The sequence below is a fragment of the uncultured Methanospirillum sp. genome (genome assembly GCF_963668415.2).
In the GTDB taxonomy this organism is placed as follows: Archaea; Halobacteriota; Methanomicrobia; order Methanomicrobiales; family Methanospirillaceae; genus Methanospirillum.
In genome coordinates this window covers 87,537-111,151 of sequence record NZ_CAXXDL010000001.1, presented here as the reverse complement: position 1 = coordinate 111,151, position 23,615 = coordinate 87,537, and the positions used below count along the sequence as shown (strand labels likewise).

Below are 23,615 nucleotides of genomic sequence, written 5' to 3'. Positions count from 1 at the left end.
CTGAAAAAAAGTTAGAAGTTGTTGATGTACCGCTGGATCTCCCAGTCGTGGACTGTGAGGCGGTAGTCATCAGTCTCGGCGATTGCGATTTTGGTCAGGTTCTCGACAACATGTGGTCCAAGTGCATCACAGATGACCTTGTCCTTGAGGAGTTCGTCGTTTGCCTCTTTCAGTGAGCCGGGGAGCATCTCGATGCCGAGCTTCTGGCGTTCTTCCTCGCTGAGGTGATAGATATTGACATCGGTTGCTGCCGGTGGCTTGATCTTGTTCTTAACACCATCAATACCTGCTGCAATCATTGCTGCGAAGAGGAGGTACGGATTACTGGTTGGGTCCGGACTGCGAAGCTCTGCTCGGGTACTGTTGCCACGGGCTGCAGGAACACGGATCATGGCTGACCTGTTTGCTGCACTCCAGGTGATATACACCGGTGCTTCGTATCCTGGGACCAGACGCTTGTAAGAGTTGATGGTCGGATTTCCAAGACGGGTGATTGCCTTAGCGTGCTTCATCAGACCGCCGATATAGTATAATGCAGTCTCTGAGAGCTGCTTCTCCCCATTTGCATCAAAGAAGGTATTCTTCCCGTCTTTGCTGAGGGAACCATGGCAGTGCATACCAGTACCGTTAATTCTGGCAATTGGTTTTGCCATAAAGGTGATATGCATATCATAGAGCAGAGCAAGCGTCTTTGCTGCAAACTTGAAGGTGATAACCTTATCTGCAACAGAGAGTGCATCACCGTACTTGAAATCTATCTCATGCTGGGAGTCAGCGACTTCGTGGTGTGATGCTTCTATTTCAAAGCCCATGTCGGTGAGTGCAAGGACGATATCACGGCGAAGGTCTTCTGCTTTGTCATTGGGGGCCAGATCGAAGTAGCCACCGTGGTCAGCGAACTTGGTCGTCGGGTTATCTTCCTCATCACGCTGGAAGACAAAGAACTCGAGTTCCGGACCGGTATTGAATGTATATCCGAGCTTTGCTGCTTCTTCCAGGTTCTTCCTGAGCACATACCGTGGGTCACCCTCAAACGGCTTGTTGCCGTAGGTGTATACATCACAGATGAACCGTGCGACCTTCTTCTCTGATGGTCTCCATGGGAGTATTGCGTAGGTGCTGATATCCGGCTTGAGGATCATATCTGACTCATCAATCCGGGTGAATCCCTCGATAGATGAACCATCAATCCAGATACCCTCAGTCAGGGCTTTCTCAAGCTGGAAGGTTGGAATTGCAACATTCTTTGGGATACCAAGGATATCCGTGAACTGGAGCCTGATGAATCCAACATCATCGGCTTTTACCCGAGCGATCATCTCGCTGACCTTTGCATCAGACATTGAAACAAGCTTCTACCTTGCAATATAAAAAAATACCTTGCTTAACAGGAATAACTAAATGTCAGTAGGCAAAAGAGGGGATCAATTGCTCAGTGATATCAGGCACACGGTTTTTCCTCTGCCTATCACATGATCGAAAATTTTCATGAAGTATTGGTATCCGGTCCCATTGCGAGTTCAGGAAAACTGTGTCCGTTATCGCTTTTCCTTTCCCTGGCTGGTGGATCTTTGTCTCTGCTCATGTTAATATGATCGAAGAACGTATAAAAGAGGTTACAACAAAAAAGCTTCCATCTCGGGATTTTGATCCGGATGCGTTAATGGCAGGAATAATGCCGACTTTTTGGTGTATGTGGTGATATGTGCGGAATAATAGGCGTGATTGATAAGACTCGCGAAAATATGGACGGGTCTGCAATCAGAGAAGCCCTCGCGATCATGGATGAACGAGGCAACGGTGAGGGCGCGGGATATGCTGCGTACGGAGTGTACCCGGATTACGCAGATCTGTATGCGATACATGTTTTTTACGACAACATAGTCGAGCCCAAGGAAAAAGTCGAAGAACTGCTTGAGACCTGGGGGATGATAGAGCATGACGAAGAGATCCCCACGTATGAATCAGGCCGGATGAAGAAGGTCCACATCCCATGGAGATACTTCTTCAGACCGAACCGCAAGCTGATGCCCCAGAGTGATACTCCTGATGATGATATCGTCACCCACCTGGTGATGACAGTAAATACCACAATAAACGGAGCACTCATCTTCTCTTCAGGCAAGAACATCGGAGTCTTCAAGGCATCAGGATGGCCTGAAGAGGTTGCAGACTTCTACCGTGTTGAGGATTATGAAGGGTACCTCTGGATAGCTCACAACCGGTATCCGACCAATACGGCAGGCTGGTGGGGAGGAGCTCATCCGTTCAACCTCCTGAACTGGAGTGTTGTCCACAACGGTGAGATCACATCCTACGGGACTAACCGGAGATATATCGAGAGTTTCGGATACCTCTGCCGGATGTACACCGACACCGAGGTCGTCGCGTACCTGATGGATCTGCTTTCCAGAAAGCACAGGTTAAGTCCTGAACATGCTGTCCGTGCAATGGCTCCTCCATTCTGGGAGGAGATTGAGAGGATGGAACCTGCAGAGCAGGAACTCAATACTGCCATACGCCTCACATACGGCCAGGCGATGATGAACGGCCCGTTCGCAATAGCGGTCGCATCTCACGACTCACTTGTCGGATTCTCGGATCGTATCAAACTCCGGCCTCTCGTTATCGGTGAGCATGATCAACGGCTGTATATCTCAAGCGAAGAGGCCTCAATCAGGACCCTGGATCCTGCGGTAAAGAAGATCTCCATGCCCCGTGCAGGTCAGCCTATTGTCGGGAGGGTCGTGGCATGATCATCGGATCACGCCCGCTGAAGTTTCAGGTAACTGTTGATCACGATCAGTGCATGCTCTGTGGCCGCTGCGTAGACAACTGTTCTTATAATGTCTACCGGATGGAAGACGGAAGAATAAAGATCAACTCCCGAAACTGTGTTGCCTGTCACCGCTGTCTCTCCCAGTGTCCCCGCGATGCCATCATGATCGCAGAACGACCATGCGATTACCGAAGTCATCCGGTCTGGACAGATCGCGTTCGGGAAAATATTTTTAAGCAGGCTGAATCAGGCAAGATTCTTTCAGGTGGAATGGGAAATACCGGGGATTATCCGATCATCTTTGACAGGATCGTCCTTGATGCCTGCCAGGTCACCAACCCAAGTATCGATCCGCTCCGTGAACCGATGGAACTGCGGACCTATATCGGCAAAAAACCCCGCCAACTTGATATCACCTATGGTCCGGGCAACGATGTTGAGTTGAATACAAAACTTGGGCCTAACCTCAAACTCGAAACCCCGATCATGATCGGGCATATGAGTTATGGTGCAATCTCCCTCAATGCCCAGATGGCAATGGCAAAAGCGGTCTCACGGATCGGATCATTCATGGGGACCGGTGAAGGAGGGCTTCATGAAGGGCTCTACCCGTACCAGAACCACATGATCGTGCAGATTGCGTCTGGCAGGTTCGGCGTTGATGTCAATTACCTGAACCGGGGAGCAGCAATTGAGATCAAGATCGGTCAGGGAGCAAAGCCCGGTATCGGTGGACACCTTCCTGGTGAGAAGGTCTGTGCTGATGTCTCATGCACCAGGATGATTCCGGAAGGCAGTGACGCCATCAGTCCGGCCCCGCATCATGATATCTACTCTATAGAGGATCTCAAGCAGCTTGTTCTCAGTCTCAAGGAGGCTACTGAACACCAGAAGCCGGTCTTTGTAAAGATTGCAGCGGTGCACAACGTTGCAGCAATTGCAGCCGGTATCGCACGGTCAGGTGCCGACGCTGTTGTGATCGACGGGTTCAGGGGAGGAACCGGTGCTGCACCGGCAGTCTTCAGGGACCATGTCGGTATCCCGATCGAGGCAGCGGTTGCAGCAGTAGATGCTAAGCTCCGTCAGCAGGGGATCAGGAATGAGGTCTCCATCATCGCATCAGGTGGTATCAGGCACAGTGCTGATGTCACGAAAGCGATCTGTCTCGGTGCGGATGCAGTGTACATCGGAACCGCTGCACTCGTTGCCATGGGATGCAGGGTCTGTGGAACCTGTTATCGTAATCTGTGTGCCTGGGGTATTGCAACCCAGCAGCCTGACCTTGTAGCACGTCTTAACACCGACGAAGCCTCGGTCAACGTCGAGAACCTGATTCATGCCTGGACACTCGAACTTGCAGAACTGATGGGAGCTGCAGGAATTAACAGTATCGAATCGCTGCGTGGAAACCGTGACCGGCTCAGAGGATACATGCTTGACGAGTCAATGCTGGATGTCCTTGACATTAAGCCGGTGGGGGCCTGACATGTCAGTAGTCGAGATCGATGCAAAGGGTATGCATTACACGCCTCTGAATAAACTGATCCGGAAGACGGCAGCAGCCGGTGCAGACGAGATTGTACTGAAAAACGTGATGGGCCAGCGGTTTATCGGTGACGGGCTGACCGGACATGTCAGGATCACCGTGGAAGGTGTTCCTGGCGGTGACCTGGGTATGTTCATGAAGGGACCCACGATCATCGTGAAAGGGAATGCAGACCACGCTCCCGGAAACACGATGGACGAAGGTCTGATTGTTATCCACGGAAGCGGCGGTGATGCCACAGCCCACAGCATGCGGGGCGGCCGTGTCTATGTACGGGACGACATAGGGTACCGCGGTGGGATCCATATGAAACAGTATATGGATAAAAGGCCGGTCCTTGTCATCGGGGGAAATGCCCGGGCATTTCTGGGTGAATTTATGGCAGGAGGCCTTATCATCCTGCTCAGACTTGGCGAGGAGGATCTTAAGCCGTTTGCCGAGATGAGTCTTGCAAGCGGTATCCACGGTGGTGCGATCTACATCAGGGGACCGGTTGAAAAATGGACGCTGGGTATCGGAGCTTCTGCACGAGAAGCAACCGCAGAGGATGTTTCTGTAATCATGCCGTATTTGCAGGAGTTTGCTGAGCACTTCGGGTATAACCCGGCTGAATTAGTATCCACACCCTTTACAAGGATTGCACCGGTCAGTGCCAGACCTTTCGCAAGTAAATATATCTGGGAGTGAGCAGATGGCTGATACAAAGAGTTACAAGGATCTGAGCAAGGAAGTCTGGGATGCAGGAACCTGCAGCGGGTGCGGAGCATGTGTTGCTGTATGTCCTGCAGATGCATTGTTTTTCATCGACGAGCCTGGGATTAACCATCCGACATCATCAGGGTACTGCAAGATGGCCATCGATTGTGTCCCCTGCGGTGCATGTTATGATGCCTGTCCCCGGACACGTGAACAGAAGAGGGAGACTCTCGGGTCCTACCACCGTCTGCTCAGGGCTCAGGCAACAGGAATGGTTCCCCACCAGCAGAATGGTGGTGCGGTCACCGCAATCCTGACTGCAGCAATGCAGCAGGGACTTATCGATGGTGTAGTCACGCTCACCGAGGACCGGTGGACCCATCGCCCGAGTTCGATCCTGATCACCAGTGAAGGTGAACTGATTGAACATGCCGGTTCACGATACAACTGGTCTGTACCGGTCCTTCGCTCTCTCAAGACTGCAGTTGTTGACCGGAAACTGAAACATATCGCCATCGTCGGAACTCCCTGCGTTGTGCAGGCAGCCCGGGCTATGAAGAACTCTGCGAATGATCTTCTGGTCCCGTTCGGAAGATCCATCCGTCTGATCATCGGGCTCTTCTGCACCGAGAGTTTTGATTATCACACCCTGATGGAAGATATCCTGAAGAGTTCTGGTCTTGAACCCCATCAGATCGCGAAGATGGATGTTAAGGGAAAACTGGATCTCACCCTGACCGATGGTTCATCAAGCTCCCTCTCGCTTGAAGAGGTTGCACGGGCAGTACGGCAGGGGTGTCACACCTGCGGCGACTTTTCAGCCCTTGATGCCGACATCTCGGCAGGATCAGTCGGGACTCCGACCGGTTATACAACCCTGGTTGTCAGAACTGTTGACGGGGAAGGGTTTGTTGACAACGCTGTTCAGGCAGGCGCTCTCACTACCAGTAGCGAGGTCGAGACCGGAATTATAGAAAAACTTGCTTCTGCAAAACAGAAGCGGCTCAACTAATTCACCCTTTTTATTGTGCTCTGATCTGATTCGTGAACGATCATGAATATATAGAACTATTGAGAGATAGATTAAAGGATACAAATATCTGATTGCCAATGGACGATAGCAGTTCTGAAGATATTCCTCCTCACAGTCGGCTCAGTGCTGGCTGCACACTCTGTTTTGAGGGGGCTAAACTGGTTCTTTTTGTTACCGGCCTCTGCCAGAGATCATGCTGGTACTGCCCGTTATCAGGGCAGCGAAAAAACAAGGATGTCATTTTTGCAAATGAGCATGCCATCACATCTCCGGATGAGATGATCGCTGTTGCACACAAGATGTCAGCACTTGGCACCGGGATCACCGGCGGTGAACCGTTTGCGGTTATTGACCGGCTGGTCACGTATGTAACAGCACTCAAGGATGAGTTCGGACCTTCTCACCAGATTCATTTGTACTCGGGGATAGCCCCGTCACGGGATCACCTGATGCAGATCAGGGGACTTGTTGACGAAGTAAGGCTTCATCCGCCCCATGAAGACTGGCCTTCAATCAGAGGCAGTGCCTTTCATGAGTCTGTCCTGAATGCAAGGGAACTCGGGTTTGATATCGGGGTAGAGGTTCCGTCCCTTCCTGGTATTGAGGCCTTCCTTGAGATCATCGATGACCTGGACTTTCTGAACATCAACGAGCTCGAGTGGGGAGAGTCGAACGCATCAGAGATGCGGGGTCGGGGATTTGAACTCAGGGGCGATGTTTCAAACGCTGTCCAGGGCGGAAGGGAAGCCGTTGCACCCATCCTCTTTCATCCGAAGGTCCACTGGTGCTCGTCTGACTTCAAGGATCGTGTACAACTTCGGATGAGGCTGAAGCGGATCGCTGCAAACACTGCCAGAGAGTTTGATGAGATAACACCTGATGGAACCGTCGTGTATGGTGTCTGTGAGTGTGACGGTGATCAGTCACCGGTGCCAGGCGATCTTGATCAGGATCTATACGCCCGGTTTGATGACCGTATCGAGATGGCTTGGTGGGCACTCGAATCACTCGTTGAAGTCATGCCTGGCAAGAAGTATGTGATCGAACGATATCCTGATAACGGACTGATTGTCGAGGTGACTCCGCTATGATCCGATCGCTCATGGAGCCTCTCTATGAATACTTCATCACCCGCCAGTGTCAGTATATTCCAACGCACATCGCAATTATCCAGGATGGTAATCGCCGGTTTGCCAAAAAGAAAGGTCTTGCCACATCGTATGGTCATCGGGTCGGTGCAGACCGGACCGAAGAGGTCCTGGACTGGGCACAACAACTTGGAATTCGGTATATCACGCTGTATATCTTCTCTACAGAGAATTTCAACAGGACAGATACCGAGGTCTCTGATCTCTTTGCCCTGTTCAAGGAGAAACTGGCAAGTATCATTGATGATGAGCGGGTTCATCGGTACGGAATCAGGATCCAGATGATCGGAGATCGTGATCTCCTTCCTGATGATCTCAGGGATGCAGTAGAGCGGGCAGAAGCAGCTACTGCCCATTATGATAACTTTTACCTGAATATGGCCCTTGCATATGGTGGCAGGAATGAGATCCTGCAGGCAACGAAGAATATTCTGAGCGATGTCAGGGATCACAAACTGAAGGGCAGCGAGATATCAGAAGATCTCCTGGAAGAGTACCTGTACGGGAAGAATATCACCATACCTCCGGTCGATCTGATAGTCAGAACCGGTAATGAGTGCAGGACATCAAACTTCCTTCCCTGGCTTGCTAACGGGCATGAGTCAGCAGTTTACTTCTGTGCTCCGTACTGGCCGATGTTCAGGAAACTCGATATGCTCAGAGCAATCAGGGTCTACTCACAAAGAAAAGCACAACAACAGGCTGGAGCCTGTACCTGAACTCCACCCTTTTTTGATCTTACTGTTGTTTGTATGCGACACTATTTGGTCGCTATCGGTTGTCAGGCTCCAAATCGTCTGACACGTGACTGGTAGTCACGAAATGCCCTGAGGAGATCAACTTTTCTGAGTTCTCTCCAGTTCAGGTCAAGGAAGAAGAGTTCTGAGTATACAGATTGCCAGATCAGGAAATCGACCAGGTGCGAGCCACCGGTCTTTATAACAAAATCCGGTTGATGCTGGAAGGTGAGATATTGTTCGAGTTTATGCTCATCTACATCTTCTGGATTCGTCTGTTCATCAGCCATCTGTCTGATGGCATCGATGATCTCTTCCCTTCCTGATTTCCCAACTGCAACAGCGACAGGAATTCCTGTACCTGCATCCTCTGTCTCATTCCCGTGATGGATTATAAGGTGTGCACGATCTGCGATGATCCTGATAAGATCAAGATACTGAGGATCGGGATCAGGGTCACGGGTGCTGATGTGGATAGTGATGCTGATAATGCCTGCATCTCTTCCGTAATGCCTGGTTACATCTGATGATATCTCAAGACACCAGTCAACCACCTGACTTATCTTTCCGGGATCATCCCTCATCTCCTCGTCAGAGATCATAAAACAGAGGTAATGGGGAATATGCTCCAGGCTTCGCGCGATCCACCATTCATAAAACCTGTAAAGCATGGACATATTCTCCAAATATACGTATCCGATTCTCAATTGAGTGCTGATTCACTGAAGACAAATTAATGTATTCAGATGATCAACTCATTGACCAGCCTTATTACTTTTTTTCATGAAGTATAAAAGAATTCGATCCATATTTTTCCGCTATCTCTCAAACGACCTGACAGAGTTAATATAATTGCAGGTCAACTGTTATCCAGAGCGATGTACAAATACCTGACCGGTATCGATAGTATTGACCAGCGGACCGGCGGTCTGAACCCGGGAACCAATATCCTCATCCTCGCTCCTGCATTTTCTAACGGTGAGCAAGTCGCCACCTATCTTGCAAAGCCCAGGAAGGGTGAGTACATGATAGTCCTGACTACCGAGAACCAGGCCACCGATCTGCTTGATTTTTTTAAAGGCAATAATTTTGACACCAACTATATCGGCATCATTGATGCAATCACCAGAAGTTCGTCAGGAGCACCCCAGGATAGTCACAAGGTAAAATATGTTGGAAGTCCGAACGACCTGACCGGGATGGATATAAGGTTCTCCCAGCTCACCGAGGATATCATGAAAGGAGAGTTCACCGAGGACCTGGACCAGCTCTTTCCAACCCCGATTAGGTACTGTATCCTCTCACTCACCTCGATGCTGATGTTTAGAAAGGTGGATGTCATCTACCAGTTCCTCCATATTATCACCTCGAAGCTGAAGAAGATGGGCTCCATAGGTGTATTTCTCATCAACAGCGAGTCTTTTGATCAGAAGACGATAGCCATTGTCAAGCAACTGATGAACATGGTCGTTGAGATCAGAAGTGATGATACCGGGACATCCATGAGGATTCAGGGTATGATGGGAGTATCTATGAACTGGCAAAAGTTCCAGGTGGAGAACGGATCAGTCATCTTCACCTCCTGATTTTGGTTATCCTGATCTTCTTGTCTGTTTACAATAACTGGAGATACTATGCTGACATTTGTAGGTCTTGGGCTTTACGATCTTGATGACATCTCGGTGAAAGGCATGCATGCCATCGAGAAGGCCGATCATGTCTTTCTGGAAGCCTACACATCCCGGCTTATGGGAACTGACCCGGCTGCCATGGAAGAGCGGTATAAAAAACCGGTTCAAATACTGAAACGTGAGGATGTCGAGCAGCATCCTGAACCTATTCTTGCAGCTGCAAAGGTAGGTGACGTGGTTTTCCTGACCGGTGGTGATCCGATGGTCTCAACCACCCATTCGGATATCAGGATCAGGGCTGCAGAACAGGGAATTTCGACCAGGATCATCCACGGGGCATCGATTGCAAGTGCAGTGAGCGGACTGTCAGGGCTGCAGAACTACCGGTTCGGCAAGTCCTGTTCTGTCCCGTATCCTGCAAAGAACTGGTTCCCGAGGACACCGTTTGAGACGATACAAGCGAATCTTGCAGCAGACCTGCACACCATCGTCTTCCTGGATATCCAGGAGAACAGGTACATGAGTGTCAGGGAAGCCGTTGAGATCCTTGAGAAACTCTCATCCGAAGAGGGAGTATCGATCTCTCTTTATGTCGGAATGGCACGGGCCGGCTCACCTGAACCGGTGGTGATAGCCGGTGATGCGGCAAAGATGCTGAACGCCGAATTCGGCCCGCCGCTTCATATCCTGGTTGTTCCTGCTACATTACACCCGGTCGAAGAAGAGTATCTTCGGATCTTTGCGGATCTGAAATGACATGAATGCCGGAGAACTTGAACAGTACCGGACAGATTTAGCCCTTGCATATGCAGGTACCGGATCGTTTCATCCTGCAGAGACCCCGCTTGGTGAGGTTACTGCCGGAATCAGGGAGATGATATCCTCGTATCTCACCGATGCAGAGGTATTCTACCAGCGTGAGGATCTGGTCAACGAGTATGCTGCCCTTCTCTATGTACACGGGTGGTTTGATGCTGCGTTGTATCTTGGGTACATCGAAGGGAAGTCTCCTGATCCTCTGCTCCCTGGTGACCTAATAATCCCCTGCGATCTCCATGACCGGCTCGTGGAGAAGCACGACCGGTATGACCAGATGCTCCGCGATGCCCTTGGTTCGATAGAGGTTGCACCGGAGACAGGTTCGCCTCTTTATGCTGCAGCGACGTTCATCCGAAAAAAAGGAGAAGATGCAGTAAGAAACGAGAGTTCCGTGGCCGCATATGTGAGTGAACTGGGTTCTCTCAGTTACGGATACGGATGGATCGATGCCGGGCTCCGTGCCGGACTCTTCAGGATCACGGCAAATCCCCATCTCTTCACCACTGAGACAGATCGGTGATCAGGGTTTTCTACGCGATTCCAGTTCGGCATAAACCGCGGATGGGCTGACGCCTGAACCCTTGAGTGCGAGAAGCGTATGATACAGGAGATCTGCAGCCTCACCTGCGATTGCTTTAGGCTCCTTGTTCTTCACTGCTATGATAAACTCAACAGCCTCTTCGCCCACTTTTTCAAGTGCCTTGTCAACACCCTTTCTGTGCGTCAGGATATGTGTTGTATACGATCCTTCAACCGGGTTTGCGGCCCGGTCTTCTATGATCTCCCAGAGTTCTTCAAGGATGGCTGAACTGGTCATGCAGCCTCTCCTTCCGGAAAGACCTCACCGACCTCCATGCCAAAGAACCTTCTGACCAGGGCTCGTGCCTTTTCGATGGTGCATCCATTCTTTCCGATAGCGATGCCAACCTCGCTCCGGGTAGCCACGAAGGTATTGATCTTGCTTGTCTCGTTATCAACTTCTATTCGGAGGATCTTTGCTGGTTTGAAGATATTTGCGAGGAATTCTTCAAGTTTCTCGGCATGCTCGACCATCTCGACCTTTCTGCCCAGAACATTCTGAAGTCGCCTGATATTATCTCCTTTTTTACCAATCGCGTATCCCATATCGCCGGTTTTTATTACATAGATGATACGATCGAACTTTTCATCGATGACACAATCGAGTGCGGTGGATTTGGTGAGGATGCGGATCTCCTCGATATATCTACGCTCTTTAAATCCAAGTGTACGTTCCATGAGTGAAACAATCTCCATATTCGCTTAGAGAAGTATCCGAAGATGGCTTTCCGAAATAACAAAAGATCCATACCATCCCCTGCCTTATGATGAAAATACCGGGGATGGAATATATTGAACATTTCTTTTGACTGGAAGACCGTTTTAATATTGCTAATATAATACTTTAATAATTGCTTTTCGATCAGTTGTTCTGAAGGAAAAACACTGCAGAAACGAAATTTACTGATATGAGATCAGAAGTGAGGCAGTGCCCGTTGGCTGCTGCCTACCTGGGGGTGAGATCCAAGGGTTGTGCTGATCGGGAGTCGTGCAACCGGGGCATACTGGGAATGCCGTGAGAGCAGTGAGCGGAGCGAGTCGATAGAGGTGGTGAACTTGCTTCCGTCTATGAACTCAAAGTTCAGTGCACGTCCTGAGTTTGAAAGGTATGCAATCCCGGCAAGAGCACCGACATACTGTTTCCAGTTTGTACGCAGTTTAAAGGTCCGTGCCGAGAGTGATCCCCGTAGTGCCTGGACAAGTTCATCAACCTGAATTCCGTATCGTCTGCCTTCGATGACCACCTCAACTATCTCGGTTGGATTGCCGGTCTCGTCGATGGTGATCATGCGGCTCTTCTGAATGAATCCTGCTTTTTCGAGCATTATTTTCACGTTCCTGTCTACTGATACCGTGAGAGAACGAGGTATATAAATGCTAAAATAACAGGGCGAAAGTATTCTGAAATTTTATTTTTTTAAAAAAATATTTGATGTGGTGTTGCATTCTTGTGATCAGGGAGCATTCAGGCGAACTAAATTTTTTAATTCACTTTCGCAAAAGTTGTAATTGCCCTCACTGGGAGGGTGTCCGGGGGGTCAGGAAGGATCGTCCCATCTGTTCGAGTTCCTCCATCTCCAGAAATGATGGGATGATAAACGAGGTGTTGGTCATGACTGCCTCAGCCAGTTCCCGGTATCGTGCTGCCTGCTCTGATTCAGGGGCATACTCAACAACCGTCATGGTATGGAGTTCTGCATGCTGAACGATCTCATCACGGGGAATGTACGCAAGAACCCGGGACCCGACCGCTGCAGCAAACGCCTCAACCAGTTCCTTTTCTCCCGGTGTGTTGCGGGCGTTACATATGACTCCTCCGAGACGGCAGATCTGCCGGGAGTTCTGGGAGATTCGTGCAATTGCTTTACAGATATTGTTGGCTGCATACAGGGCCATCAGTTCGCCTGATGTGACGAGGTAGATCTCCTGGGCGTAGCCTTTTCTCATCGGCATCGCAAATCCTCCGCAGACCACGTCGCCGAGGACATCGTAGAGGATCACGTCCCCTTTGAATGCTTCCAGCCGTTCGAGTAACTGGAATGTTGCTATGATCCCCCTGCCAGCACATCCGACTCCGGGTTCAGGCCCCCCTGCCTCAACACAGCGAATCCCTCTGAACCCCTGAAAGACAACGTCATCGATGCCGAGGTTCGCCTCTCCCTGATCACGGATCAGATCAAGGACAGTTGGAATAAGCCTCCCCTGCATCAGCATCCTTGTACTGTCCCGCTTGGGATCACATCCGATCTGCATCACGGCAAGGTTCCTATCTGCAAGGGCTGCAGAGAGGTTAGAAGAGGTGGTTGATTTCCCGATGCCCCCTTTGCCATAGATGGCGATCTGTTTCATTACTCATACGTGGGAGGAGCAGCGGTATAAGGATTAATTATTATTCCCGGTAGGGTGTGGCAAAAAGGATTATTGTGCAGAAATTCAGCAGTCAGGCCTTCTGCATCTGTCTGAGATCGATGAGGATCCGGTGATTGATGATCTGCCAGGAGATGATGAGCCTGACAAGGTCTGACCCTGCGATCACCTCCTTTCCGGTGAAGATATCGATCGGATGAACACCGGTCTGTTCCTCGATGTTGCGTTCTATCCGGTGTATTGTCTCATGGGAGAGTTCCCCGTCTATTGTCAGGGTTCTCATCTTTCGGTCATCCTGGTCGAGGGTGCTGCATTCGAGCAGGAAGTCATGGGATGATCTGGTGAAGAGTCCGCAGAGATCGATATTAAGTTCGATATCTTCCAGACAGGTCTCCGGCGGTTTCATGCCGAGTGTGATCCGGTAGATGTTGCGGGCAGTTCCAAGTGACTTCCCATATCCTGAGTATGCTATCCTGATGACCGTGCCTGCAGAGCCACGTTGCGGGAAGACATACTGCCGGTAATCAGGTTCACGCCGCTGGATCTCTTCAAGGGCAGCCTCCGGGGTGTAGTTTCTTTTGCCTACATCCCTTCTTAGCTTCCAGTCGTACTTCACCTCGTTGTCCGGGTCAACAAAGATGGTATAGTCCAAGTGCCTCAAAAGTTCAGGGGTTGCAAATGGGTGAAGCCCTTCAAGGATGACGAACTTAGTCGGATGAAAGGGAACCGGATCTCCGAATGTGCCGGTGGCATGCGAGTACACCGGCTTTTGAATTGGCCGGCCCTGTTTCAGGGTTGCAACATCCCTAGCAAGGCGGTCAAGGTCATTGGCTTTCGGATCGAGCGGTGTGATTCCACGGCGAGCCCTCTCTTCCCTGTCGTATAGATGGTAATCGTCTAGTGTGATGGTGGATACAAGATCAGTTCCGAAGATGGAGACAATTGCATCTGAGAATGTGGTCTTTCCTGATCCTGAATCACCTGCAACCCCGATGATATAGATATATGGCGATGCACGAATGCTGTCGTGAAATGTAAAACTGCTCATTAATACTCAAAAATGAAAAGTTCTGGCAGATTCAGCCAGGATTATTTTGCGCTTGTCCACAGGCCATGGACTGTGCAGTATTCACGTGCTACGACATCGGTTGTTGAACAGGGGAACTCGGCTTCGGGTTTTGCACCGGGTGAGAGTCTCTTGATGAAGTAGTAGTCTCCGCCGTGAACCTCTATCCACTCGATGTAGTGCTTCTCCTCCATCGGGTGAGGGATCTCACCGCACTTGACCAGGATGCCTGTCGCAGTCTTTTCGATGACCGGGACATGCTTCTCTTTTCCCTGGTCAGCGGTCTTTTCTATCTGCTTAACCATATCAGCACCGCAGCAGACCAGTGTTCCTGCAGACGGATGAAAGACCACCGTGATGTTTCCGCACTTCTCACATTTGTATACTTCATAAAGCGCTGTCATGTTTCTCCTCTCAATGGCAGATCCTGAGTATGGTTCTGCTCGTACTTCTGATTCGGCAGTCTAGTCTGATAATGGTTTTTATATCCGAACGTTCGTGGTATGAGTGAAAACATCCGGGTGGCAGAGCGGGTGAGCGGGGGAGGTGGGGGTTCATGCGGGAGGCTCCGCTTTTAAGATACTCGGATATCCGGCTCTCCTAGTAAAAATAATAAATATTTATTTATATTCTCTATGTAATGCGGAAGAATATGCACACACAACTATCTTCTTCCCTGTGATGCTGGTAGTATGTGCATGCAGGAGTTCCGTCTTCCCGCCCTGAATCCCGACCCTGAATGATTTATACTTGAATGCTGAATCAGGCCTATAATTGCTGAGCGATTACACCCGCTTTATTCCCGAATCTTCCGCTCTTTGCCAATGTCTGATCATTGTGGAAGAATGATGCATGGATGTTGCGAATTTGTGTAAATAAAGAGGATCAAAAGAGTCTGGATCTCACCGGTGTCAGCCGATGACCAGAGAATCCTCACGGTGTTTTACTGCGATCAGATCAGCAAGTGCCTGTAGGTCTGCTCTGGTCTTCTCACCCGGAGCACCCTGAATGTATACCGGACTGAGAAGTTCTGCCTTGATGTGAGGAATCATAGACTTCAGAGTCTCAACCGTCTTTCCTCCCCATCCGTAGGAACCGATAATAGAGGCATATCTGGTCTTGGGCTTGATGAGGTTGGCAAGGTACGCCACCGAGACCATATCCGGATGAGGGCCGAAGAGGACTGTTGGTGTTGCAAAGATCACAGTTGCGGCATCCACCAGTTCCATTGCAAGTGCCCCGCTGTCAGGACTCGTTACTTTGAACGGTTTTACCCCAACACCACGTTCAAGTAATAGTTCGGTAAGGGTGTTGACCATCTGGCTGGTGCTGCCATGCATGGAGACATACGGGATGAGGACAAAGTTCTTGACCTGGTCACTTGTCCACTGCTCATAGAGATCCAGGATCAGTGATGCCGGTCTGATCAGCGGTCCATGGCTCGGTGCGATCACCGCGATCTTCTTCTCCTTCAGATCTGCCATGTACTTGACGATACTTGATCGAAATGGCATCATGATCTCGCCATAGTACCTCTTTGCCAGGATCTCCTCACGTGCCATATCCTGAACAAAGAGATCTGATGTTGCATAGTGGGAGCCGAAGAGATCGCAGGAGAAGAGCATCTCCTCTTCAGGGCAGTAGGTCATCATCGTCTCAGGCCAGTGTACCCATGGTGCAGAGATGAATGCAAGTGTCCGGTTACCAAGATTTACAGAATCACCTGATGTTACAATCTGACACCGCTGGGCAGGAACATCAAGAAGGAGTGAGAGAAGCTCCTGGCATTTCTGTGTGCAACAGACCTTTGCTCCCGGAAATAACTCAAGCAGCATCGGCAGGCATCCTGCGTGATCCTGCTCGGCATGGTTGACAACGATGTAATCGAGCCTGTTGATTCCGAGCTTGATCAGGTTTCCAATAAATTCTTCTTCCCTGGAGGGATCAGCGGTATCGATGAGTGCTGTCTTTTCGCTTCCCTTAATGAAATATGAATTATATGATGTTCCTTCTGGAAGGGGAACCAGTTCATCAAATATCCGCCGGTCCCAGTCAATGATCCCGACTGCAAAAATGTGCTCACTAATCTGACGGACAGCCATGGTATTCCTCGGGCCAGCATCGCTGACCAATACCGGTCAGGTAGGACGGATAACAGGATAAAGGGATCAGATTATCTGAAACAACTCCAGTATGGGGCGAGCATCTGTTTCAGCTCCCCGGTGGTCTTGATCACCCGGGAGAGTGCGGTATCTGATACAGACCGGTGGAGCAGGTCAAGCAGGGTGTCAGGTTCTCTAATGGCAGAGATATCAAGCCCTGCCATGGCCGCGATGATGCCGAGGTTTGTGTACGGGAGCCCGCCCTCCACGCTGTATCCGCCTTCCAGGATCACAACAAGCCTTCCAAGACAGATACTGTCAGCGAGGATGCAGATCTCCTGCATCATGGAAGCGTACCCCCTTGCAGTAAGTGCCAGGCCAGTGAGGGGATCGGTGAAATGGTTGTCCTGGCCTGCTGAAATGACGATGCAGTCTGGCTGGAACTCTTCAGCAAGAGGCATGATGATCTCCTGAAGCAGGTACGTGTACACCTGGTCAGAGCTTCCGCCCGGGACCGGCATGTTCACCGTATACCCTGTCCCCTCTCCGGTTCCTATCTCATCTATCTGGCCCGATCCCGGGTAGAATGGGAACTGGTGCACCGAACAGAAGAGCACGGAGGGATCATCCTCGAAGATCTCCTGTGTTCCATTTCCGTGATGTGCATCCCAGTCCAGGATCATGACCCGTTTCATTCCTCTTCGCTGGAACTGCCTGACCGCTATGGCCACGTTGTTGAGATAGCAGAATCCTCCGCCGTGGGCACACCCGGCATGGTGGCCGGGGGGACGACAGAGGACGAATGCATTTCTCACATCCTGATCAAGCACAGCGTCCACTGCGGTGACTGCCCCTCCTGCGGCAAGCAGAGCGTCGCCGATCAGGCCGTGGGGGATCATGGTATCGTAATCGATCATTCCGCCGGTGACACTCGCCTCTTCGAGAAATCCCACATATGCAGCATCATGAACTGCAAGAATCTCTGACCTGGTCGCTTTCCGGGGTTCGATCAGACTGATTTCGGGGATATCAAAGATCCCTTCCTCGGTCAGCTGGTCCATGGTGTACGCAAGGCGTTCGCTCCGTTCCGGATGGGTGGGGCTCTGTTCGTGGCGGAGGTAAGCCTGGGCAAAAACGATCCCTGTCGTCATGGTGCCTCCGCAGTGATACCTGGTGCAATCCCAATCACGAAGTCTGTGATCCTGGCCTGCACCCTGCCTCCCCTGACCACATTATAAGCCGAATACTGACTGGTCACAAGTTCATGCAGATCTTCCTGTGGTGCTCCTTCGTTTCTGGCCATTGTCCTGACCAGTTCGCCGGTATGCAGGAGGAGATCGTCATCACTCATTCCGAGAGGAAGCGGATGATCGATCCCGTTTAATGTGAGCACTCCCCGCTGCGAGTCTGCATGGGCATGGACACTGATGCTGATCCGTGAGACCGCTGCACCGACGGCGTTTGCAGAACCGGCATGGTCGGGAACATAGAACCTCACTCTCGCCTCGTCTGCAAGATCCGGAATAAGATAAGGGGCCAGGAACCCTGCCCCAACGATAAGGACAGGGTCCATATGATGAATGATGCCCCCAAGTGTCTCGATGTACTCCCTGTATGCATCTTCTGCCTTCTTCAGGTCGAGACAACACGAGCGGGAGGTGTCGCCGATGTCAGCACCGAGTACGTTGAGTGCATCGGTCAGGGTCGGTTCAGCACCACCAAACGCCCGGGCATTGCCTGATCTGAACTGCATCAGTTCATCCCTGATGCACGAGTCTCCTCCTAAAGGAATTGTCTCTGCTGAAACAGCCTGGATAAGGGTTCTCTTTCCCTGTACGAACAGGGTCTCCAGGATCGGCTTTCCGTCTTTTATTGGGACGAGATCGGTGGTTGTGCCACCGATGTCAACAACCAGGCAGTCCTTCTTCTTCGAGAGATATTTAGCCCCGAGGGCAACTGTTGCAGGGCTTGAGTGATAGAGCAGGGACGGGTTCTCGATAGCCCGGTCATGTCCACAGAGTCCTCCGTCAGATGTCACGAATAGGGAGTCCTGATGGGTTTTTCTTATCCTGTCTGAAAGTGTAGCAACTTTTACTTTGATCCCTGCGTTGATCCTGGTCGTTGCTATTCTGGCAGGAAAGTTGAGTCCTCCGAGGGGAGAACTGATCGCTATCTGTTCATCGTCAAAGAACAGCCTCGCGATATCCCTGACGATCTCCTCCTGTACCGGGTTCCTGACAGAGAACTTTCCTGCAATTGCGATCCCGTCTGCACGGCATCCCCTGAGGAGGTTCTCGATCTCTTCTGTATCAACAGGTTCAAGGATGTCACCGCGGGGACCTACCGCACCTTTTACTGCGCCCCCATACACGAGGCCTGGACCGGGGATGGTAATTGTCCTGATCCTCCCGGCTGTGCCGGTAACCATCGCGTTTAGAGGCTGAGAGGTACTTACCGCAAGCCTTCCGCCCGCTCCTGCCATCTGCAGGGCATGCTCAAGACCCTTTGAGTTTGGGACTTTGATGGTCCGGATATCGTCATCAATCAGCGCAATGTCTGTATTGGTTCCGCCGATGTCAATTCCGGTAAACATCTCCCTGCCTCTTCTCCTCTCTGATTAAATTCCCTGACTGCGAATTATTTGAACGTTACCGGGACCTGATCTGATTCTGAATATATATGTCAGGAACCTGAAATACTTTGATCAATTCGTGCTGGTCTGCTAACATCATGACGCTTCAGTGTGAGGATGGGGAGAGTGTCCTGAAGAAGACCATCGCAGCGGTATTCTACACTCTGAAAGTACGCCACATCTCAAAGGTGTATGTGACTGATCGACGTATAGTCATCAAAAACCGCAAAAATGAATATATTAAGATCTCCTTTGACCATATCCATGAGATAACGGTTGAAGACCAGTACCGGCTCTGTATCAGGTGTAATACACCCCAGCGTTTTTTTACCGAACGTGAGGAGTACACCCGGCTCTACCTCCACGGTCTGAAGAAGAAGGAAGGTGGAGTGATCGCCCCGCTTGAAGATTCCAAGTGGCCTGATGCGTGGAGGCGATACCTGAACTCACTGGTAAAGAAGTACCAGACCGCGGTTGCCCGGAAGAAGCGGGAGATGCAGAATCAGGAGGACGAACTGCTCTTCATCGAAGGGATACAGCGAAGGCCGAACGGCCTTGATCCCTTCGCTATCGTCAAGACCAAGGAGAAACTTCTGGTCTGGTTCGATGAGACTGAACTTAACACCTGCACGGTGTATGCCACAAGTGAGCACCTCCTTGTCAAGATAAAGTCATCAGACTACCTTGTGGTTCCGTACTCGGTGATCTATACATCGAAGCCAGATGGCACGGATCGGTTCTGCATCACCTTCTCGTTCTCACAGGAGATTGAAGGATTCTCAGCACCTCTCTCAAAGATGTTTATAAAGAGAATCCCCGAACCTGACGAGCAGTACCCGGCAAAACTTCAGGAACGGTGGATGGAGGGATGGCAGGAGTTCTTCAACCAGGTGACTTCGGCATTTAAGGCACACAAAGGTGCTATCAGCCACGATGAGATGCTTGATATGCTCGTTGAGATGAAACACAGTCCTACCAAGTACTCGCTCAGCTCGTATGCCAAGCAGGGCTGGGATCGTGCCTGTGGCCTTGCAGTGGATCGGTTTGGCGGGATGGAGGATCTCTACCTGTTTCAGACATTTCTCCTCAAGGAGTATGAGGACATGAAGAACCGCGGGGTTGCAGAGCCTGACTCTGCCCGGCAGGAAGCTTACATGGGTTCAGAGATGGCATATAACGCGATCCTTGCCTATATCAACCAGCACACCCGTACACGTTGAAAGTTCAGGATTTAGCATACTTTTTCTCCCTGATGCAAATGACAGGATATTTACCTCATGCCCTGCACCTGAAAGTATGGATCCTGAAGAGGAAGCAGTCCGGACCATCGCTAACCTGATGGCTGTAAGCGTCCGCACTGCACCGAAAGGGAAGGGTACTGACACCATCGAGACGAAGGTTCTGTACGGGCCAGAACTTTCTGAGCTTGCACGGGAGATGGAGGTAGTTGGAACCAGGATCGGGTTTCAGTTTTTCATGCGTGATGCGAAGAATATAGCAGCCGCATCAGCATGCGTTCTGATCGGATGCCACGGGGAGCAGCACGTTGGCCTGAACTGTGGCGGGTGCGGACATAACACCTGTAAAGAGATGGCCGAGGCATTTGCAAACCGGAAAGAGAAAACCCTCTATAAAGGTCCGGTCTGTGCTATCCGGATGGCAGATCTCGGGATTGCTGTCGGTTCAGCAGCAAAGACCGCCCAGATTCACAACGCAGATAATCGTGTCTTCTTCTCTGCCGGAGTAGCAGCACTCTCGCTCGGTCACCTTCCCGGGTGCACCACTGCGTATGCGATCCCGCTCTCAGTGACCGGGAAGAACATCTTCTTTGATCGGTAACAGCAATGACAATACTGAAGATACGCGGAGGAGACCTTGACCTTGTTGAGTATGAGTTCAACTCATTCAAGCCGGGCGAGGACCTCAAGACTGCCGGACTAGAAGGTACGTATAACCTGAAGATAAGTTCAGAACCGGTAACAGTCAGGGCACCGGGACGGATTCACCTGACTGTGCTGGATATGAACAGGTTTGCACCCGGTCATCCTGGCGGGGGAGGCATCGGGTTTGCTATTCAGGTCTATGCGTATGCAACTGCCAGGGCGATCCCATCAGGATATGAGATCACATACAGCAGGCCTGCCATCATCGAGCATTTCCTCACTCTGTTCTCAAAGACTATCGGGTATACTGGTGGGTTTGCAATAGAAGCCCGGGATCATGAGTACAAGCATGTCGGGCTCGGGTCTACCAGCACCATCCTGACAGCAGTGGCATCTGCTGTGAACAAGGCAGTGGGAGAACCTCTCACGCAGGACCAGCTCAGGACCCTTATCGGTCACAACTACGTTGAAGAGACCGAGGGAGGGCTTGTTGCGTACGGGTTTGAGACCGGTGTAGGTCCGGCAGTCAGCACCTACGGGGGTATGGCAGTCATGGGCGATGACCTTGCTCTGGTCTACAGGCATGAGTTTGCCGCCGACAAGCACGTGCATATCGTCATACCGCCGAGTTCGATCTCTTCTGCCGGTGAGGAGGAGTTCTCCCTGCTCATGAACAAGGCACGGACCCTTGATTACCGTGACCGGGAGCAGAAGGCGTACTGTATCCTGATGGACTTCATCCCTGCCCTCGGATGCGGAGATCTACAGCGGATGGGTGATGTGATGTGGGAGATCGAGTTCAGGGGATCAAAGCGGGCAGAGGTTGAGCACCACTCGTTTGAACTGTATCACTACATGAACAGGCTCAGGAAAGCAGGGCTTGAGTTTGTGGGGATGAGTTCGGTAGGTCCGTCAATAGCCATCATCACGTCAATGCCTGCAGAAAAGATCCGGGATATCCTGAGACCTATGGATCTCACCATCGCCATCAGTACCAGTGTTGATAACCGTGGGCTGGTCTTTGAGTAAGGATCGATCTGCAGATCGATCCAACCCCCTGGTTCAAAAGGCATAATCCGTGTGAAGGGCAACATGGTGTGAATGAATATCTGGGCAGGGGCATGAGACCACTGGGATGTACCCTCTCCGGAGGACTTGTCTTCTTTTCGCCGGTGATCAACCGGGTACTTCGTCTGTCGATCCCGTTTCTCCTTGGAATCGGGATGCTCTTGGTCTACTATTCAATGTACGATTATAACACGTATCTTGAATTAGCCAGCCTGTCATTTCTGTATTTCATACCTCCGGCCGGGAAAGAGAGTCTCATCCCCGCCGCAATAGCGATGGGAATCCCCTGGGTCACCATATGCGCCACGCTGACCTTTATCGATATTATCTCCTGTCTCTTTATGCTCTGGAATTTTGAGATCCTGGTGCTTATCCCGTTCATCGGCCCAAGGCTTATCAGGCTCATGCGCAGAGGAAGAGATGTTCTGTCAAAACATGCATGGCTTGAGCGGCTCTATCTTGTCGGTCTGGCAGTGTTTGTCTTTCTTCCGCTCCAGGGCACCGGGGCGGTATCAGGAACGGTGCTCGGGAAGATGGCAGGAATGCCGCCGATAGAGATCTTCTGTGCCATCAGCATCGGGTCGGCACTGCACAGTTTTGTCATCGGGCTCTCGGCCTATGCACTGAATAAGTATCTGGGCCTCAACCTCTGGTACCTGGTTGCCTTCATACTCGGCATCATTATTGTGATCTCCATTGTATCCTTCCTCTGGTACCGCTATGTCGGGATCGACTGCCAGACAGATCAGTCCTAAGAAAGTATTCATAAGGCAGCATTCCTTCCTTGCATCTCTCATCTCCAATTATTTACTGGTCTTCTGTTACCCGTGATCGTGCCCAGGAATACAAAACAAGGGCACCTGATCCTACGATGCTCAGGATAAAGAGCAGGGAGACTACAGCGAAGATGAGATCCCGGTATTCAGCAAGCCAGGGGAGTACCCCGCAGAGATATCCGAACCCGCATACAGTAATTGGCCAGAGAAATGCCCCGAGAATATTGTAGGCAGTGAACTGGTTTATCCTCATCCGGCTGATTCCTGCAAGAAACGGAATGATTGTTCTGATGATCGGAACGAACCGTCCGATGGTGATTGCGGTATTCCCCCATCTGCAGTAGAACTCCCCGCTCCGTTTCAGATCCTTCTCAGTGACGATCCGGGAGAAGTGCCTGGTGATGAGGGGCAGGCCAAGGCGGTATCCGAGCATGTAACTGAGTTCGTATCCGAAAAATCCTGCCAGGATATATGCTATGAGGAGGTACCATATGTCGAGGAATCCTCCTGCTGAGAGCATACCGGTGAGGAAGAGCAGGGAATCGCCAGGAAGCCATATCATCGGGGGCACACCGTTCTCAAGCAGGATGATCAGAAAGAGGATACCGTATACGAGAAGGCCGAAGGTGCCTGCAGCACTGGTAATATCTCCTGTCAGGAGCTGGGGCACTGCTTCAGTCAGCATCAGGAGAAGATATACCGTGTTCCCCCATTTCTACTCTGCTGCGGAACAGATCCAACGCTTTAACCCTT

General features: G+C 50.9%; 25 protein-coding genes. 13 read left to right on the top strand and 12 right to left on the bottom strand.

Annotation, left to right across the window (positions count from 1 at the left end; genetic code table 11):
• Positions 1-11: 11 nt before the first annotated feature.
• Positions 12-1,343, bottom strand: coding sequence for a type I glutamate--ammonia ligase (glnA, locus tag ACHZA2_RS00530; protein ID WP_319578071.1), 1,332 nt, complete (start codon positions 1,341-1,343; stop codon positions 12-14).
• A gap of 360 nt (positions 1,344-1,703) precedes the next feature.
• Here glnA and ACHZA2_RS00525 point away from each other — a divergent pair, with 360 nt between their 5' ends.
• From ACHZA2_RS00525 to uppS, 6 genes are all read left to right on the top strand, one after another.
• Entirely contained in the window at positions 1,704-2,756 is a 1,053-nt protein-coding gene (locus ACHZA2_RS00525; RefSeq protein ID WP_319578070.1) for a glutamine amidotransferase family protein, read from the top strand.
• Positions 2,753-4,264 carry a glutamate synthase-related protein gene (locus ACHZA2_RS00520; RefSeq protein ID WP_319540822.1) on the top strand — a complete coding sequence of 504 codons (1,512 nt, stop codon included), beginning with the start codon at positions 2,753-2,755 and terminating at the stop codon, positions 4,262-4,264. The genes ACHZA2_RS00525 and ACHZA2_RS00520 overlap by 4 nt, the downstream gene beginning before the upstream one ends.
• Before the next feature lies 1 nt (position 4,265).
• On the top strand, positions 4,266-5,012 hold the full coding sequence (locus ACHZA2_RS00515; RefSeq protein WP_319578069.1) for a hypothetical protein: 747 nt from the start codon (positions 4,266-4,268) through the stop codon (positions 5,010-5,012).
• 4 nt (positions 5,013-5,016) lie between these two features.
• Complete coding sequence (locus tag ACHZA2_RS00510; RefSeq protein WP_319578068.1) at positions 5,017-6,033, top strand: Coenzyme F420 hydrogenase/dehydrogenase, beta subunit C-terminal domain; 1,017 nt, start codon at positions 5,017-5,019, stop codon at positions 6,031-6,033.
• 98 nt (positions 6,034-6,131) lie between these two features.
• Positions 6,132-7,145 carry a 4Fe-4S cluster-binding domain-containing protein gene (locus ACHZA2_RS00505; RefSeq protein WP_319578067.1) on the top strand — a complete coding sequence of 338 codons (1,014 nt, stop codon included), beginning with the start codon at positions 6,132-6,134 and terminating at the stop codon, positions 7,143-7,145.
• Entirely contained in the window at positions 7,142-7,921 is a 780-nt protein-coding gene (gene uppS / locus ACHZA2_RS00500; protein ID WP_319540826.1) for a polyprenyl diphosphate synthase, read from the top strand. The genes ACHZA2_RS00505 and uppS overlap by 4 nt, the downstream gene beginning before the upstream one ends.
• 62 nt (positions 7,922-7,983) lie before the next feature.
• Here uppS and ACHZA2_RS00495 read toward each other — a convergent pair whose 3' ends face one another.
• Positions 7,984-8,610, bottom strand: coding sequence for an undecaprenyl diphosphate synthase family protein (locus ACHZA2_RS00495; RefSeq protein WP_319540827.1), 627 nt, complete (start codon positions 8,608-8,610; stop codon positions 7,984-7,986).
• Positions 8,611-8,817: 207 nt separating this feature from the next.
• Here ACHZA2_RS00495 and ACHZA2_RS00490 point away from each other — a divergent pair, with 207 nt between their 5' ends.
• From ACHZA2_RS00490 to ACHZA2_RS00480, 3 genes are read left to right on the top strand one after another with little or no spacing between them, the layout of a single operon-like run.
• Positions 8,818-9,525, top strand: coding sequence for a hypothetical protein (locus ACHZA2_RS00490; RefSeq protein ID WP_319578065.1), 708 nt, complete (start codon positions 8,818-8,820; stop codon positions 9,523-9,525).
• A gap of 48 nt (positions 9,526-9,573) precedes the next feature.
• Positions 9,574-10,326 carry a diphthine synthase gene (gene dph5, locus ACHZA2_RS00485; RefSeq protein WP_319578064.1) on the top strand — a complete coding sequence of 251 codons (753 nt, stop codon included), beginning with the start codon at positions 9,574-9,576 and terminating at the stop codon, positions 10,324-10,326.
• A gap of 1 nt (position 10,327) precedes the next feature.
• Positions 10,328-10,909 carry a DUF357 domain-containing protein gene (locus tag ACHZA2_RS00480; protein ID WP_319578063.1) on the top strand — a complete coding sequence of 194 codons (582 nt, stop codon included), beginning with the start codon at positions 10,328-10,330 and terminating at the stop codon, positions 10,907-10,909.
• Here ACHZA2_RS00480 and hisE read toward each other — a convergent pair whose 3' ends face one another.
• The 9 genes from hisE to ACHZA2_RS00435 all read right to left on the bottom strand — a co-directional run bounded on the left by hisE (position 10,910) and on the right by ACHZA2_RS00435 (position 19,096).
• Positions 10,910-11,206, bottom strand: a complete 297-nt coding sequence (gene hisE / locus ACHZA2_RS00475; RefSeq protein ID WP_319540831.1) for a phosphoribosyl-ATP diphosphatase — start codon at positions 11,204-11,206, stop codon at positions 10,910-10,912.
• Positions 11,203-11,646, bottom strand: a complete 444-nt coding sequence (locus tag ACHZA2_RS00470) for a NusA-like transcription termination signal-binding factor (RefSeq protein ID WP_319540832.1) — start codon at positions 11,644-11,646, stop codon at positions 11,203-11,205. Before ACHZA2_RS00470 ends, hisE begins: the two co-directional genes overlap by 4 nt.
• A gap of 236 nt (positions 11,647-11,882) precedes the next feature.
• A complete protein-coding gene (locus ACHZA2_RS00465) occupies positions 11,883-12,293 on the bottom strand; it encodes a hypothetical protein (RefSeq protein WP_319540833.1) in 411 nt (136 codons plus the stop codon).
• A gap of 190 nt (positions 12,294-12,483) precedes the next feature.
• A complete protein-coding gene (gene cfbC, locus ACHZA2_RS00460) occupies positions 12,484-13,317 on the bottom strand; it encodes a Ni-sirohydrochlorin a,c-diamide reductive cyclase ATP-dependent reductase subunit (protein WP_319578062.1) in 834 nt (277 codons plus the stop codon).
• Positions 13,318-13,408: 91 nt separating this feature from the next.
• The gene (locus tag ACHZA2_RS00455) at positions 13,409-14,383 is read right to left on the bottom strand and encodes a phosphoribulokinase (RefSeq protein WP_319578061.1); all 975 of its coding nucleotides are present in this window, start codon (positions 14,381-14,383) and stop codon (positions 13,409-13,411) included.
• A gap of 41 nt (positions 14,384-14,424) precedes the next feature.
• On the bottom strand, positions 14,425-14,805 hold the full coding sequence (locus ACHZA2_RS00450; RefSeq protein WP_319578060.1) for a desulfoferrodoxin: 381 nt from the start codon (positions 14,803-14,805) through the stop codon (positions 14,425-14,427).
• Positions 14,806-15,312: 507 nt separating this feature from the next.
• Entirely contained in the window at positions 15,313-16,503 is a 1,191-nt protein-coding gene (locus ACHZA2_RS00445; protein ID WP_319578059.1) for an FprA family A-type flavoprotein, read from the bottom strand.
• 71 nt (positions 16,504-16,574) lie between these two features.
• Entirely contained in the window at positions 16,575-17,654 is a 1,080-nt protein-coding gene (locus ACHZA2_RS00440; protein ID WP_319578058.1) for a histone deacetylase, read from the bottom strand.
• Positions 17,651-19,096 carry a hydantoinase/oxoprolinase family protein gene (locus tag ACHZA2_RS00435; RefSeq protein WP_319578057.1) on the bottom strand — a complete coding sequence of 482 codons (1,446 nt, stop codon included), beginning with the start codon at positions 19,094-19,096 and terminating at the stop codon, positions 17,651-17,653. Before ACHZA2_RS00435 ends, ACHZA2_RS00440 begins: the two co-directional genes overlap by 4 nt.
• 137 nt (positions 19,097-19,233) lie before the next feature.
• On the opposite strand from ACHZA2_RS00435, the gene ACHZA2_RS00430 reads away from it, so the two are divergent.
• The 4 genes from ACHZA2_RS00430 to ACHZA2_RS00415 all read left to right on the top strand — a co-directional run bounded on the left by ACHZA2_RS00430 (position 19,234) and on the right by ACHZA2_RS00415 (position 22,841).
• Positions 19,234-20,355: a hypothetical protein gene (locus ACHZA2_RS00430; RefSeq protein WP_319578056.1), complete on the top strand. Its 1,122-nt coding sequence runs from the start codon at positions 19,234-19,236 to the stop codon at positions 20,353-20,355.
• A 76-nt stretch (positions 20,356-20,431) separates the two neighbouring features.
• Positions 20,432-20,974, top strand: coding sequence for a DUF2148 domain-containing protein (locus ACHZA2_RS00425; protein WP_319578055.1), 543 nt, complete (start codon positions 20,432-20,434; stop codon positions 20,972-20,974).
• Positions 20,975-20,979: 5 nt separating this feature from the next.
• The gene (locus tag ACHZA2_RS00420; RefSeq protein WP_319578054.1) at positions 20,980-22,047 is read left to right on the top strand and encodes a GHMP kinase; all 1,068 of its coding nucleotides are present in this window, start codon (positions 20,980-20,982) and stop codon (positions 22,045-22,047) included.
• Positions 22,048-22,139: 92 nt separating this feature from the next.
• The gene (locus ACHZA2_RS00415; protein WP_319540843.1) at positions 22,140-22,841 is read left to right on the top strand and encodes a small multi-drug export protein; all 702 of its coding nucleotides are present in this window, start codon (positions 22,140-22,142) and stop codon (positions 22,839-22,841) included.
• A 52-nt stretch (positions 22,842-22,893) separates the two neighbouring features.
• Here ACHZA2_RS00415 and ACHZA2_RS00410 read toward each other — a convergent pair whose 3' ends face one another.
• Positions 22,894-23,547 (bottom strand): VTT domain-containing protein, encoded by a 654-nt coding sequence (locus tag ACHZA2_RS00410; protein ID WP_319578053.1) that lies wholly within the window; start codon positions 23,545-23,547, stop codon positions 22,894-22,896.
• Positions 23,548-23,615 lie beyond the last annotated feature (68 nt).

What these genes read in the sequence shown, in the direction of transcription:
- cfbC (WP_319578062.1), bottom strand. Translation starts at nt 13,317, where the DNA reads ATGAAACAGATCGCCATCTATGGCAAAGGGGGCATCGGGAAATCAACC.
- ACHZA2_RS00525 (WP_319578070.1), top strand. Translation starts at nt 1,704, where the DNA reads ATGTGCGGAATAATAGGCGTGATTGATAAGACTCGCGAAAATATGGAC.
- ACHZA2_RS00445 (WP_319578059.1), bottom strand. Translation starts at nt 16,503, where the DNA reads ATGGCTGTCCGTCAGATTAGTGAGCACATTTTTGCAGTCGGGATCATT.
- ACHZA2_RS00420 (WP_319578054.1), top strand. Translation starts at nt 20,980, where the DNA reads ATGACAATACTGAAGATACGCGGAGGAGACCTTGACCTTGTTGAGTAT.
- ACHZA2_RS00490 (WP_319578065.1), top strand. Translation starts at nt 8,818, where the DNA reads ATGTACAAATACCTGACCGGTATCGATAGTATTGACCAGCGGACCGGC.
- ACHZA2_RS00435 (WP_319578057.1), bottom strand. Translation starts at nt 19,096, where the DNA reads ATGTTTACCGGAATTGACATCGGCGGAACCAATACAGACATTGCGCTG.
- ACHZA2_RS00430 (WP_319578056.1), top strand. Translation starts at nt 19,234, where the DNA reads ATGACGCTTCAGTGTGAGGATGGGGAGAGTGTCCTGAAGAAGACCATC.
- dph5 (WP_319578064.1), top strand. Translation starts at nt 9,574, where the DNA reads ATGCTGACATTTGTAGGTCTTGGGCTTTACGATCTTGATGACATCTCG.
- hisE (WP_319540831.1), bottom strand. Translation starts at nt 11,206, where the DNA reads ATGACCAGTTCAGCCATCCTTGAAGAACTCTGGGAGATCATAGAAGAC.
- ACHZA2_RS00450 (WP_319578060.1), bottom strand. Translation starts at nt 14,805, where the DNA reads ATGACAGCGCTTTATGAAGTATACAAATGTGAGAAGTGCGGAAACATC.
- uppS (WP_319540826.1), top strand. Translation starts at nt 7,142, where the DNA reads ATGATCCGATCGCTCATGGAGCCTCTCTATGAATACTTCATCACCCGC.
- ACHZA2_RS00520 (WP_319540822.1), top strand. Translation starts at nt 2,753, where the DNA reads ATGATCATCGGATCACGCCCGCTGAAGTTTCAGGTAACTGTTGATCAC.
- ACHZA2_RS00455 (WP_319578061.1), bottom strand. Translation starts at nt 14,383, where the DNA reads ATGAGCAGTTTTACATTTCACGACAGCATTCGTGCATCGCCATATATC.
- ACHZA2_RS00425 (WP_319578055.1), top strand. Translation starts at nt 20,432, where the DNA reads ATGGATCCTGAAGAGGAAGCAGTCCGGACCATCGCTAACCTGATGGCT.
- ACHZA2_RS00495 (WP_319540827.1), bottom strand. Translation starts at nt 8,610, where the DNA reads ATGCTTTACAGGTTTTATGAATGGTGGATCGCGCGAAGCCTGGAGCAT.
- ACHZA2_RS00505 (WP_319578067.1), top strand. Translation starts at nt 6,132, where the DNA reads ATGGACGATAGCAGTTCTGAAGATATTCCTCCTCACAGTCGGCTCAGT.
- ACHZA2_RS00510 (WP_319578068.1), top strand. Translation starts at nt 5,017, where the DNA reads ATGGCTGATACAAAGAGTTACAAGGATCTGAGCAAGGAAGTCTGGGAT.
- ACHZA2_RS00470 (WP_319540832.1), bottom strand. Translation starts at nt 11,646, where the DNA reads ATGGAACGTACACTTGGATTTAAAGAGCGTAGATATATCGAGGAGATC.
- ACHZA2_RS00415 (WP_319540843.1), top strand. Translation starts at nt 22,140, where the DNA reads ATGAGACCACTGGGATGTACCCTCTCCGGAGGACTTGTCTTCTTTTCG.
- ACHZA2_RS00515 (WP_319578069.1), top strand. Translation starts at nt 4,266, where the DNA reads ATGTCAGTAGTCGAGATCGATGCAAAGGGTATGCATTACACGCCTCTG.
- ACHZA2_RS00410 (WP_319578053.1), bottom strand. Translation starts at nt 23,547, where the DNA reads ATGCTGACTGAAGCAGTGCCCCAGCTCCTGACAGGAGATATTACCAGT.
- ACHZA2_RS00480 (WP_319578063.1), top strand. Translation starts at nt 10,328, where the DNA reads ATGAATGCCGGAGAACTTGAACAGTACCGGACAGATTTAGCCCTTGCA.
- ACHZA2_RS00440 (WP_319578058.1), bottom strand. Translation starts at nt 17,654, where the DNA reads ATGACGACAGGGATCGTTTTTGCCCAGGCTTACCTCCGCCACGAACAG.
- glnA (WP_319578071.1), bottom strand. Translation starts at nt 1,343, where the DNA reads ATGTCTGATGCAAAGGTCAGCGAGATGATCGCTCGGGTAAAAGCCGAT.
- ACHZA2_RS00465 (WP_319540833.1), bottom strand. Translation starts at nt 12,293, where the DNA reads ATGCTCGAAAAAGCAGGATTCATTCAGAAGAGCCGCATGATCACCATC.